The sequence below is a fragment of the Angelakisella massiliensis genome (assembly GCF_900104675.1).
GTDB classification, from domain to species: domain Bacteria; phylum Bacillota; class Clostridia; order Oscillospirales; family Ruminococcaceae; genus Angelakisella; species Angelakisella massiliensis.
This window is the reverse complement of sequence record NZ_LT629945.1, coordinates 1,125,390-1,137,747: the sequence shown is the minus strand read 5'-3', so window position 1 is coordinate 1,137,747 and position 12,358 is coordinate 1,125,390. Positions and strand designations below refer to the sequence as shown.

General features: G+C 56.6%; 8 protein-coding genes and 1 riboswitch. Of the genes, 1 reads left to right on the top strand and 7 read right to left on the bottom strand.

The window, feature by feature from the left end:
- Nucleotides 1–35: 35 nt before the first annotated feature.
- The 3 genes from BQ5383_RS10755 to BQ5383_RS10745 are packed head-to-tail and all read right to left on the bottom strand — an operon-like array spanning nucleotide 36 to nucleotide 3,531.
- Nucleotides 36–2,315: a xanthine dehydrogenase family protein molybdopterin-binding subunit gene (locus tag BQ5383_RS10755; RefSeq protein WP_071431870.1), complete on the bottom strand. Its 2,280-nt coding sequence runs from the start codon at nucleotides 2,313–2,315 to the stop codon at nucleotides 36–38.
- Nucleotides 2,312–2,776: a (2Fe-2S)-binding protein gene (locus BQ5383_RS10750; protein ID WP_071431868.1), complete on the bottom strand. Its 465-nt coding sequence runs from the start codon at nucleotides 2,774–2,776 to the stop codon at nucleotides 2,312–2,314. The genes BQ5383_RS10755 and BQ5383_RS10750 overlap by 4 nt, the downstream gene beginning before the upstream one ends.
- The gene (locus BQ5383_RS10745) at nucleotides 2,773–3,531 is read right to left on the bottom strand and encodes an FAD binding domain-containing protein (protein ID WP_071431867.1); all 759 of its coding nucleotides are present in this window, start codon (nucleotides 3,529–3,531) and stop codon (nucleotides 2,773–2,775) included. The genes BQ5383_RS10750 and BQ5383_RS10745 overlap by 4 nt, the downstream gene beginning before the upstream one ends.
- A 653-nt stretch (nucleotides 3,532–4,184) precedes the next feature.
- Between BQ5383_RS10745 and BQ5383_RS10735 the strand changes: the two genes are divergently transcribed.
- Nucleotides 4,185–5,084 (top strand): acetamidase/formamidase family protein, encoded by a 900-nt coding sequence (locus tag BQ5383_RS10735; protein WP_071431863.1) that lies wholly within the window; start codon nucleotides 4,185–4,187, stop codon nucleotides 5,082–5,084.
- Between the two features lie 139 nt (nucleotides 5,085–5,223).
- Here the strand turns inward: BQ5383_RS10735 and BQ5383_RS10730 are convergent, their stop codons facing one another.
- The 4 genes from BQ5383_RS10730 to BQ5383_RS10715 all read right to left on the bottom strand — a co-directional run bounded on the left by BQ5383_RS10730 (nucleotide 5,224) and on the right by BQ5383_RS10715 (nucleotide 12,161).
- Nucleotides 5,224–6,837 (bottom strand): Na+/H+ antiporter NhaC family protein, encoded by a 1,614-nt coding sequence (locus BQ5383_RS10730; protein WP_071431861.1) that lies wholly within the window; start codon nucleotides 6,835–6,837, stop codon nucleotides 5,224–5,226.
- Nucleotides 6,838–7,126: 289 nt separating this feature from the next.
- A riboswitch (Lysine riboswitch) is annotated at nucleotides 7,127–7,292 on the bottom strand.
- 305 nt (nucleotides 7,293–7,597) lie between these two features.
- Entirely contained in the window at nucleotides 7,598–8,293 is a 696-nt protein-coding gene (gene yqeC, locus BQ5383_RS10725; protein ID WP_071431859.1) for a selenium cofactor biosynthesis protein YqeC, read from the bottom strand.
- A gap of 223 nt (nucleotides 8,294–8,516) precedes the next feature.
- Nucleotides 8,517–11,222: an FtsK/SpoIIIE family DNA translocase gene (locus tag BQ5383_RS10720; RefSeq protein ID WP_071431857.1), complete on the bottom strand. Its 2,706-nt coding sequence runs from the start codon at nucleotides 11,220–11,222 to the stop codon at nucleotides 8,517–8,519.
- A 48-nt stretch (nucleotides 11,223–11,270) separates the two neighbouring features.
- Entirely contained in the window at nucleotides 11,271–12,161 is an 891-nt protein-coding gene (locus BQ5383_RS10715) for an undecaprenyl-diphosphate phosphatase (RefSeq protein ID WP_071431855.1), read from the bottom strand.
- Nucleotides 12,162–12,358 lie beyond the last annotated feature (197 nt).

Genomic DNA, 12,358 nt, shown 5'->3' with positions numbered 1-12,358 from the left:
AAACGGAACCGCCCCTTTGATCCAATGGTGTTGTTTTATTTCTTGTCTTCCAACAGCGCCATGGCCACATCTTCCGGCTTTACCGGCAGAGTGTGGAAGGCTTTGCCGGTGGCGTTGAGGATCGCTCCCAAAATAGCGGGAGCGGGGGTATTGATCACCAACTCCCCGATGGATTTGGCGCCGAAAGGACCGGAAGGCTCATAGCTGCTCTCAAACTCCACCCGGATGGTCCCCAGATCCAGACGGCTGGGGATCTTATACTGGAGGAAGGAATCATTGATCAGCCGTCCTTTGGGAGTATGGTTCACTTCCTCATAAAGGGCCATACCGATGCCCTGGGCGATGCCTCCTTCGGTCTGCACCCGGGCCAGGTTGGTGTTGACCACCGTACCACAGTCCACAGCGGCGGCGTAATCCACCACCTGCACCACACCGGTCTCCGGGTCCAGGTCAATTTCCGCCATACCCACCATAAAGGGGGGCGGCGAGATGGGAGAGGAATGGGAGATACAGGAGGACAAACAGTGATTGTGCCCCTCAAAGCTGGCGGAACCGATCTCTGCCAGAGAAATTTCTTTTCCTCCCGGCACAAACACCCGTCTGCCGTCAAATTCTGCCTGCTCCACCGGCACACCGATCATTTTTGCTCCCATGGCCAGGATCTTTTCCCGCAGCTCCTGACAGGTGCGCACCACCGCCATACCGGTGATGTAGGTGGTGGAGGAGGCATAAGAACCGGTATCATAGGGGGACTGGTCGGTATCCACTCCCCGTACGGCGATCCGGTCCAGATCGCATTCCAGGCAATCCGCCGCCATCTGGGAAAGGATGGTGTCACAGCCTGTTCCCATATCGGTACATCCCACCAGGAGGGTATAGAAGCCATCGTCATTGAGACGGATCTCCACACTGCCGATGTCCACCCCGGAAATACCGCTGCCCTGCATGGCCATTGCCACGCCCACACTGCGGATATGCCCGTTTTCCAACACCTTGCGGGGATACTTCTCCTCCCAGTTCATCATCTTTTTGGCCTGCTCCATGCACCGGTCCAGGGCACAGCTGTTGCAGGGCTCGTTATAATAGGTGGCCATGATCTGCCCCTGACGCACCATGTTTTTCTCCCGCAGCAGGCAGGGGTCCATCCCCAGCTGAGCCGCCAGCTCGTTGACGGCGGCTTCCACCGCGAAGATGCCCTGGGTGGCGCCGTAGCCCCGATAAGCTCCCGCCCCCATAGTATTGGTGTACACCACCTGGCAGCCAAAACGGGCGGCCTTGAGGGTGCCGTAAAGGGAAAGGGCTTTATGGCCCACCAGACCGATGGTGGTAGGGCCATGGTCGCCGTAGGCTCCCGCGTTGGAGAGGGCAAACAGATCAATGACCCGGATGGTCCCGTCCCGGTCCGCGCCGATACGCACCCTCATTTCCATCTCATGGCGGGGAGAGCCGTTGGTAAAGGTCTCCTGCCGGGTATAACAAATATAGGCGGGCCGTCCGGTCATCTTGGTGACAAAGGCGGGGAAAATTTCACTGACCACGCTTTGCTTGGCGCCAAAACCACCGCCGATGCGGGGTTTTACAATACGGATATCCCGGCGGGACATTTCCAGCGCGTTGCCCAGGATGCGCCGCACATGAAAGGGCACCTGGGTGGAACTGACCACATTGAGGCGGCCATATTCATCGATATAACTGTATGTACGGAAGGTTTCCATCATGGCCTGGCTGTTGGCCCGGGTGTGATAGACCCGTTCCAGCACCACTTCGCTTTGGGCCAGTTCCCCTTCCACATCCCCCACAGTCATTTCCTCCTGGCTGCACAGGTTGCGGGCGGCATCGGTGCCCACATCGCACAGGGCACGGAAATTTTCCTCCGGGTGAACGATGATGGGATTGTCCAGCGCCTTGGTGAAGTCCAGCAGCGGCTCCAGCACCTGATAGGTCACCTTTAACAGCTGTCTGGCTTTTTGGGCGCTTTCCTCCGTTTCAGCGGCAATGATGGCCACCGGGTCCCCCACACAACGCAGCCGCCGGTCCAGAATCAGCCGGTCATAAGGGCTGGGCTCCGGCCATGTCTGTCCCGCGGTGGTAAAGCGGCTTTGAGGCACATCCTCCCAGGTATAAATGGCCACCACCCCAGGTACCCGGAGGGCAGCGGTCTTATCCACCGATTCCACCAAAGCGTGGGCATGGGGGCTGCGGAGCAGACAAACCTGCAGCGCCCCTGCAGGACACAGGTCCCCGGTGTACACCGGCTTGCCTGTCACCAGGCTCATGGCGTCCCGCTTGCGGATAGGTTTGCTGACATAGCTCATTTGTCCCCCTCCTTCCTGGCAGCCAGCCACTTTTTGATGGCCCGCAGCTGGCTCTGATAGCCGGTGCAGCGGCAAAGATTTCCCGCCAGATATTCTTTGATCTGATCATCAGTGGGGTTTTCTAGCTCCCGGGCCATGGCCAGCACCGACAAAATAAATCCGGGGCTGCAAAAGCCGCACTGCTCGCCTCCCTCATCCGCCAGGAAGGCGCCGAACTCCTCCGCTTCCTTTTGGACGCCTTCCAGGGTGGTCACCTCATGGCCGTCTGCCCGGAAAGCAGGGACCGAACAGGACAGCACCGGACATCCATCCAGATGCACGGTACACAAACCGCAGTTGCTGGTTTCACATCCGCATTTGACCGACAAACATCCCTGCTGCCGCAGAAAGGTATACAAGCTGGTGTCCGGCTGGACCTCCCCGGTGCGCCGGATGCCATTGAGTGTGATGGTTACCGTCATTCTTCTTCCCTCCTCAGCTGTTCCAAAGCCCGACGGGTGAGGACGCCCGCCAGATGCCGCCGGTATTCTTCGCTTCCCCGCATATTGCCGCCGAAGGAAAACTCTCCAGCCAATCTTTCCAAACTGCCGGGATCACCGGTTTCCACCGCCTCCGCCTTTCCGGGACGGGCGCCAAAAACCAGCCGCCACAGGTCCCCTTTGTGGGACAGGGCACAGGTCAGAACCGGCAGGTCGGTGCTGATGTTCCGGGCGGACTGATAAACCGCCTTTCTTCCATCTTTTTTCACCACCACCGCTGTCAGGATATCCCGGTCCGGAGCAAGGCGGGCATATTCCTCCAACGGCATCCGGCCCTTTTGGGCCAGCTCCACCTGGCAGTCCAGCGCCATCAGTCCGGTGAGGATGTCTGAAAAACCAAACCGGGCGGCAACGCTTCCTCCCAGCGTGGCGCAGTTGCGGAACTGGACCCCCACAATATGGCGTACCATGTCCGCGAAGAAGGGGCCGAAGGCCGCCTCCAGCTCCTTACTCGTCTCCATCTGCCGCAGGGTGACCATTGCCCCCAGGGAAATTTCTTCCTCATTTTCCTGAATTTTATCCAGCCCCAGGGCGGACAGATCAATCAGGGTACCGATCCTTTTCCGGCCCAGCCGCAGCCAGCAGCCTCCGCCGATGATGGCGGAACTTCTCTTCCGGTTCAGTTCCAGCGCCTGGTCCAGGGACTGTGCCAAAACATAGTTGGACGCTGTATACAAAGCCTGCTCTCTCCTTTCACATCCGCAAAACAAGGGCAGCTATCACTGCCCGATACAGCAAAGGCATAAACATAAAAACAGGCAGGTACTGCCGCAATTTCCCTACCTCTTTCTTCCCGCTTGTGCACAATTGCTTTCAGCCGGTTTTTCCGAAAACAGTGGCCTGCCGTACCCGCAGTTTTCTGGAGCGGTAAAGCGTGCCTTGTTCCAAAATCTTTTTATTTTCCGGCCTTTTTATTAACTATATCATGTTTCTTTCTTTTTTCCTATACAGAAAAAGTGAAAAAACAGTATTGGCGGGAAAAAGAAAGAATTTCTCCTTTCCCGGATTTACAATCGACAGCATTTCCGAAGATCAAATACGTTTTGAGGAATGTCTGATGGACTTCTGCCTGACCATCAATTTTTCACAACGCCTGTCGTTGATGCTCACTTTTCCCAGACGGCATTTTTGCCTGAGGATCAATGGGCAGAATATAATTGTTTTCCCAGTGACCTCTGCTGCCCCTTATGGCTGTGGATATATTCAGACAGAGATATCTTGCTCTTTGTCCCACCGCAAGCAAAGGCGGCATTGACACAGCCTTTTGGAACACGGTACAATAAAGCCGGAACAGGGGGCATACCCCCACATGAAAGGAGGAAGATTTCTGATGATCGTCATTCCAAGGAATCAAGCCGTCTACTCCATGTCGCCGGATCACCCTCCCGCCGCCCGGATTGCCAGCGGGGAGCAGGTGGTTTTTGAAACCAGCGATTGCTTTGGATGCCAGCTGACCAGCGAGGAACAAAAGGTAGGGGCCATCGACTGGGAGAGGATCAATCCCGCCACCGGCCCGCTCTATGTGGAAGGGGCCTTGCCCGGAGATGTGCTGAAGGTAGAGATTCTGGATATCTCCCTGGCGGATCACGCCACAGCGGTGGAAATGCCCGGGGAGGGTGTGTACGGCCATCTTCCCACAAAAGAAACCACCCGCATTTTCCCTGTGAAGGACGGCATCCTTACCTTCAATGACCGCCTCACCTTTCCGGTGGAGCCCATGATCGGCGTGATTGGTGTGGCCCCGGCGGAAGGCTCTGTCCTCACCGGAACCCCGGACAGCCACGGCGGTAATATGGATTGCAACCGTATCTGTGCCGGTTCCACCCTTTACCTGCCGGTCAACGTTCCCGGCGCCCTGCTGGCGATGGGAGACCTCCACGCCATCATGGGGGATGGGGAGGTCTGTGTCTGCGGAGCGGAAATTTCCGGCGCTGTTACCGTTCGCGCCACCGTTTTGAAGGATTGCGCTCTTCCCACTCCCTTCCTCATCCGGGAAGACCTGGCAGCGGCCATCTTCTCCGCCAAAACCATGGAGGAAGCTGCCCGGGGCGCTACCTGCCGGATGCGGCAGTTTCTGCTGGATTTTTCCTCCCTGCCCAGCGCCGACGCGGGCATTTTGCTGTCCCTTTCCGGCAGCCTGCGGATCTGCCAGGCGGTAGATCCCATGATCACCTGCCGCATGGAGCTGCCCCGGAGGGTCATTGACGCTTTGGAGGTCCTCCTCCCCTGAGGCAGCCCATTCTGCAGCTTTCCCTGCCCACCGGTCCTATCCCCTCCCAGCTGCGGAGAAAACAAAAGATGCAGCAAGTCCCCGGTTTCCGCTCTTTTCAAACGGGAACCGGGGACTTTTTCACATCATCAGCAATCGATTATCTGTTGCGATAAAATTGCCGCATCACCAGCAGGAAGCCCAGCAGCAGCACCGCGCCTACAGCAAAGGAGATAAGGGCGGAATGGGTCAGGCCAGCCACAATGTAGGCGACAAAGGAGATGACTGCCACTGTAATGGCATAGGGCAGCTGGGTGGAAACATGGTTGACATGGTCACACTGAGCGCCTGCGGAAGCCATGATGGTGGTGTCGGAGATGGGGGAACAATGGTCGCCGCAGACCGCACCGGCCATGCAGGCGGAGATGGAGATGATCATCATCTGGTGATCGATACCGTTGAACACCGCCACCACAATGGGGATGAGGATACCGAAGGTACCCCAGGAAGTGCCGGTAGCAAAGGCCAGCAGGCAGCCCACCACAAAAATGATGGCGGGAAGGAGAACCATCAGTCCCTTGGAGCTTTCCTCCATGGCGGCCTGCACAAAGTTTGCCGCACCCAGGCTGTCGGTCATAGCCTTCAGGGTCCAGGCAAAGGTGAGGATGAGGATAGCGGGAACCATCGCCCGGAAGCCTTCCACCACGCAGTCCATGGAATGACGGAAGGTAAGAACGCCTCTGAGCTTATAAAGGGCCACTGTCAGCACAAAGCCGAAGAAGCTTCCCAAAGCCAGACCTACCGAGGCATCAGAGCCGGAAAAGGCGGTAACAAAATCTGTTCCTGAGAAAAATCCACCAGTATACAGCATGCCGGCCACACAAAAGACAATGAGGGCGGCAATGGGCAGGACCAGATCCATCACTGTGCCTTTTCCCTTCACCTCATCGCTGACGTCAGAGGCGGAAACACTGCCGCTGGTGAACAGATCTCCCGTCAGGGCATTGCGCTCGTGGCGGGCCATGGGACCATAATCCACATTGAGAACCGCCACAAGAATCATCATCAGCAGTGTCAGCAGGGCGTAAAAATTAAATGGAATAGCACTGATAAACAGGGCCAGACCATCCTCACCCTCCACAAAACCGGATACCGCAGCGGCCCAGGAGGAGATGGGGGCGATGATACATACCGGGGCGGCGGTAGCATCGATGAGATAAGCAAGCTTTGCTCTGGAAATCTGGTGCTTATCAGTGACAGGGCGCATGACGCTGCCCACTGTCAGGCAGTTAAAGTAGTCGTCAATGAAAATCAGCACGCCCAGCATCATGGTGGCCAGCTGCGCTCCTGCTCTGGTTTTGATATGCTTGGAGGCCCACTGACCGAAGGCGGCGGAACCTCCCGCTTTGTTCATCAGCGCCACCATAGCGCCCAGAATGACCAAAAACACCAAAATGCCCATGTTATAGGGATCGGTGAGGACAGCGATAAAGCCATCCTCAAAGATGTGCATCATGGTACCTTCGGCGGAAAAGCCGGAATAAAACAGTCCGCCTACCAAAATACCGCAGAACAGGGAGCTGTAGACTTCTTTGGTGATCAGCGCCAGACCAATGGCCACCACCGGCGGCACCAGCGCCCAGAAGGTCGCATACATGGCAGGCTGAGCGGCAGCTTCCGCTTCCTCCGCAAAAGCCGGAACTGCCAGTACCGTCAACAGGGTAAGTATCGTAAACAAGGACAAGGTACATCTGCGTAACCAGGAATTTCTCACTTGTGATCCTCTCTCTTTCTTCTTCCATCGACTGGCTTTCAGGCGGAAGGATATTTCCAACACACGGCCTTTGGAGCTGAAGCCACGGGAACACCGGTCATTCCTGTGCTTTCACTGTTTTCCAAAGGGATGGAGGAGATATCGCCGCTGTTCAAGCAGTCTTTTTCATGCCGGGCAGCTGATGGGAAAGAGGGCCGGAAAACAAAAACGCCATGGACCGCGCCGGAAAGAAGGCGCCTGTGTCCATGGCAAAAACGGGAAAAACACTTCCCCTGATTCTGTAAAGCCGATGAACGATAGCGCTCCACTTTCGTGACAGTCCGACACATCTCCTGCGCCGGCCCAGGACTGGTCTCCCGGGCGGAGCACCAATCCTTCGGCAGCTCACCCCTTCCCCCGTCGGCTGCCCGGCCGAATCTTCGGGGTATCCTGAGAGCTGCGCCTCTATCGCTGCCGTCCACTTTAGGACGGCTGTTATGAGCATTGTAGCACGATTTTGAAAAAATGCAATGGTTCTGAGGCAAAAAAGTGATTTTTTCGTCCCCAGGTGTGGAAATTTTCCCTCTGCCCCTCAGAAAATCACCTGCTGCAAGCTTTATATTCCACTTTTTTCCTTTTCAGACAGGTCTGGTAAAAGGTTTGTTTTCAAAGCTTCGCAGACAGTTTCCATCCAATTTGTGAGGGATGCACCCTGTATTCTCTTTACCGGTCCATCATCGGATCAACATCACTTCAGGTTGAAACTCTTTATCCGGTATCATCACAAGGTATGATACCACCTCTGGGCAAGACTGCCCCACACGCAGGAAAAATCAGAAAGGGCCTCTGCCACCTCCCGGGCAGCAGCCTCGCCGCTTCGGTCCGCCTGATTGAGAAAAATACATCCTGTTGTCTTTTTCCAGAAAGAATCATATCCCGCCGCCAAGAGCCGGGCGGCGTCCTGGGGAGATACCTTCCGGTCCCCTTTCCAGCCGAAACTTTCCTCCGCCAGCTCCCACCGGTGGCAGACCTGCTCCAGGGGCTGTCCCAATCCTGAAAGACCCAGCACCGTCACCAGAAAATCATAGTGCTCCGGCATCACCGGTTCCCCCTCACGGGGCATTTTCATCGGCAGCCGTTTGGAACCGTCCACCTCCAGCAGCACGATATCCGCCCGCTCCGATACCTGGCGGTAAATTCCCGGCGGCAGCTCTGACATTTTGATTCCTTCCCAGGTGGTTCCCGCCACCACAAAGCCGTCCCGGTCCATTTGAGCAATGATCTCCTCAGCCGTGCGATCCAGTGCTCCATATTCCTCCGGCAGGGCCATTTTGGTGGTGGTGGCCAGCAGTACCTTATTCCCCTCGCTGCGGTATTCTTCCGCCAGACGAAACAGCAGGCTGGTTTTTCCGCCTCCTCCCGCCGCACAGATGATCCGCTGTCCGTTCAGGCCCAGGGCCTGGCGCAATTGGTCCATTTCCATCGCTCCTATTTCTTGCTTCCATCATTTTTCCATACTGCAAAACTGCTTTTCCGCACAGGGAAGAAATATCTTCCATCATTGTTTTTCCAATGCCCGCAGCTTCAAACCGCTCTGCGCCGATTTTTCCTTATAACAAGACAAAAGTGCCCCGGACCAATATTTCATCTGTCCGGAGCACTCCAAAGCTTTGAGTCCAAGGGCTTTTCTTATTCAGCCATCAGTCCGACTGATTCATTTTCATCTCGTACCAGCGTTCCTTGGTCAGGAGAATCTGACGGGGCTTGGAACCCTCAGGCGGACCCACTATGCCCCTTTGCTCCATTTCATCCATCAGTCGGGCCGCCCGGGCATACCCTACCTTCAGCCGCCGCTGGAGATGGGAGGTGGATGCCTGGCCGCCTTCCACCACCACTTCGATGGCGTTTTGGAGAAGCTCGTCCTCCTCCTCTCCGTCACCGCCGGCGGAGCCTCCGGAGCCGCTGCTCTTGCCGCCCACAGCGGCGGCGTTGCGCTCGATTTCATCCATCAGCTGCTGGTCATAAGCGGCTGTAGAGCTGTTCTTGATAAAGCCTACCACCGCCTCCACCTCCTGATCGGTGACAAAGCAGCCCTGGACACGGGCGGGCTTGGCGCTGCCCACAGGGTAAAAGAGCATATCACCCTTGCCCAGCAGCTTTTCCGCGCCTCCCATATCCAGAATGGTACGGCTGTCGATCTGAGAGGAAACCGCAAAGGAAATACGGCTGGGAATATTGGCCTTGATGACGCCGGTGATGACGTCTACCGACGGCCGCTGAGTGGCAATGATCAGGTGCATTCCCGCGGCCCGGGCCATCTGTGCCAGACGGCAGATATAGTCCTCCACGTCTTTGGGAGAGGCCATCATCAGGTCCGCCAGCTCGTCGATGATGATGACGATCTGAGGCAGCGGCTCCAGTTCCTCCCGCTCCGCAGCCAGACGGTTGTAGCCCTTCAGATCCCGGACACCGTTGTCCGCAAACAGCTGATAACGGCGCAGCATTTCGCTGACCATGGTGCACAAAGCACCCGCCGCCTTTTTGGGATCGGTTACCACAGGGGAAAGCAGATGGGGTATACCGTTATATCCACCCAGCTCCACCACCTTGGGGTCCACCATCAGCAGCTTCACCTCTTCGGGGCGGGCCTTGTACAGGAGGCTGATGATGATGGAATTGATGCACACCGACTTACCGCTTCCCGTGGCGCCCGCAATGAGCAGGTGGGGCATTTTTCCTATATCAGCCAGGGCGATGCTGCCGGCAATATCCTTTCCCAGCGCCACAGTCAGACGGCTTTGTGCCTCGGCAAACTCTGGAGAATCCAGAATTTCCCGGATGGGTACAGTGGAGACGATTTTATTGGGCACCTCTATACCGATCGCCGCCTTATTGGGGATGGGGGCCTCGATACGCACGCCGGCCGCCGCCAGATTCAAGGCGATATCATCGGCCAGATTGGTGATTTTACTGATCTTCACACCGGCGGAGGGCTGCAGCTCATACCGGGTCACAGCAGGTCCCCGGGTAATGTCCACGATCCGTGTCTGAACACCAAAGCTCTTTAACGTGTCCACCAGCCGGTCCGCGTTGGCTTTCAGCTCCTTGGTGGTATCCCCTCTGGGCAGGGTTTTTCCTTCACCCAACAGCGTCAGCGGCGGGAAAGCATACTCAGGACGCAAAATCTGCCCCTCCCCTGCCGGCTGGGATGGAGCCGCTTCCGTCTGCTGAGGCTTTGGCGCTTCCGCAGCAGCGGCGGGGGCCGCAGGCTTTTCTTCTCCAAAATCCAGCAAACCGCTGCCGCTTTCCAGTACCGGCGGCTGAGGTACCTGCACCTCTCCCGACACAGCCCGGGTAATGATGTCCTCCAGCGTCAGGTCCTCTTCCTTCGGCGGTGGGGACTGCTGTTCAGGCTCCGGTTCCGGCTCCCTGGCCGGAACCACTCCCGCCTGCTGTAAAGCCGCGCCGGTTACCGGCTGGGGAGCGGGTTTCGGTTCTTCCTTGGGTTCATGGGCATCAAAATCATACAGGCTGGGGGCTGTCTTGGGCTCCTGCTTTTTCTTTCTGTTCGCCTCAGGAGCCGGAGCATCCAGCCCACGGGCAGCTTCCAGCAGCTTGTCCCGGTCTTCCTCAACGGTAGGCGCAGGGGGTTCCTTTTTCTTTTTGGGGCGGGCAGGCTGCGTATCATCTCCCCCATCCAGGTCCACGTTGATGTTGAAGAGATTGTTTTTCTTTCTTGGGGGAGCAGGCTGGACGGCAGCCGCAGCCCTGGCGGTTTCCCTGGCCTCAGAGACGCTGGTATAAACCTCTTCCATCTTCTGCACCGGCCTTACAACCGTATTCTGGAACAGGCCCACCAGCGTTCCGCCGGAGAGGAGCATCACCGCCACAAAGTCCAGCAGCACAATGGTAATGGCCGCCCCGGTAAAGCTGAACCAGTGGAGCAGCGGAACACCGAAGAAGATACCGGCCACACCGCCGCCCGCCAGCTCCTGGCCATCCTTGAACAGCTGTCCAATCAGCTCTAAAATATTGCCTTCCGGATACCCACGGACAAAAACCTGTGTGGTACCGCAAAGCAGCAGAATCAGCAGCAGCGCCGAAATAACTTTTGCAGCAATGGGATAACCGGTCTGATCCATGGCCACCATCACCGCGGCATAGATGATAATGGGACCCACCAGATAGCCGCACCAGCTGAAGCAGCCCAAAAGGAACTGATGGATGGAAAGCCAGGCATTCTCTCCCGGCACTGCCGCCAGGCAGAAAATGAGAATACCCAAGGCAAACAGCAGCACCGCGTACATCTGCTTGCGGGTCTGCTGTTCCTTTTTGGTGGTCCGCTTTCCCCGGGAACCGGATTTTTTTGTTGTACTTTTAGAACGGGATGAGGATTTTGTTGCCATATGTACACTCCATTTATCTTTTAAAGCGGGTTTTTGCTTTTTTCAGCGTCAGGCCAGCAATCCAACGATGAATCCCTGAATGGCATTGCCGGTAACAATTTCGATAATCCCCAGGATCACCACCACCGTACCCAGTACAGCGGTATATATGGCGAAGATGCGGAACTTATTGGCGTTTACAATGTAATTGACCAGCTTGATGGCGAAGAAACCGGAAATGGCCGCCACCACCATTCCTACCAGCGCCGGCCCCCATTCCAAAGACGCCGCTGCGCCGGTGCCGCTCATCAGGTCCTTCAGATCCAACAGACCCGCGGCCAATACAGCGGGCAGACCCAGAATGAAGGAATATGCCACGGCATAGCTGCGGCTCAGCCCCATAATCAGTCCCGCGGAGATGGTGGAGCCGGAACGGGAAATTCCGGGAAGGGTGGCCATCAGCTGAGCGGCGCCAATCACCAAAGCGTCGCCGCCGGTCATGGTTTTGGCGGTTTTCTTGCCGGGGATGGCGTGATCCGCCAGTGTCAGCAGCAAAGCGGTGCCCAGGAAGCAGACCCCTTCCGCCAGAATGCTGTTATCAGCGCTGAGGGCGGTGATCCGGTCCTGCACCAAAAGCACCAGCAGCAGCGGAAAACAGGAAAGGATGAGCATATAGATCATCCGCCGTTTGCTGTTGGGCTTGACTTTGGTGACCCGAAGGGTAAATATATCCCGGAGCAGCAGCACCGCTTCCTGAATCAGCGCCCAGATGGTGGGCCAGAAGGCGATCATGACCGCCGCCAGGGTACCGAAGTGGAGGAGAACCGAAAAAAGCACCGAGCCCTCGGAATTGACACCGGTAAAATATTGAAACAGGGACAGATGTCCTGAGCTGGACACGGGAAGGAACTCGGTAAAGCCCTGAAGTAATCCCTGAAAAATGGCGTTTAGAAATGACATAGTGATCCTCCTGGTGTAAAAAATAAGACTGTAAAAAACAAAACGATTCCACTTTCCGGCTGTATACACCTCAAATGGGAAGCGGTTTGATCTATTTTTGTTGTCCCCTCAGCGGCTGGAGCGGCTCTTCAGACTTTTCAGGGGAGCGCATCTTTTTTCCGCCCTTCATCAGGCAGCTTTTTTCATACTATGTAGCC

Excerpts from the sequence above, each read along its gene's own strand:
- BQ5383_RS10735 (WP_071431863.1), top strand. The coding sequence starts at position 4,185 with ATGATCGTCATTCCAAGGAATCAAGCCGTCTACTCCATGTCGCCGGAT.
- BQ5383_RS10720 (WP_071431857.1), bottom strand. The coding sequence starts at position 11,222 with ATGGCAACAAAATCCTCATCCCGTTCTAAAAGTACAACAAAAAAATCC.
- yqeC (WP_071431859.1), bottom strand. The coding sequence starts at position 8,293 with ATGGACCAATTGCGCCAGGCCCTGGGCCTGAACGGACAGCGGATCATC.
- BQ5383_RS10750 (WP_071431868.1), bottom strand. The coding sequence starts at position 2,776 with ATGACGGTAACCATCACACTCAATGGCATCCGGCGCACCGGGGAGGTC.
- BQ5383_RS10755 (WP_071431870.1), bottom strand. The coding sequence starts at position 2,315 with ATGAGCTATGTCAGCAAACCTATCCGCAAGCGGGACGCCATGAGCCTG.
- BQ5383_RS10715 (WP_071431855.1), bottom strand. The coding sequence starts at position 12,161 with ATGTCATTTCTAAACGCCATTTTTCAGGGATTACTTCAGGGCTTTACC.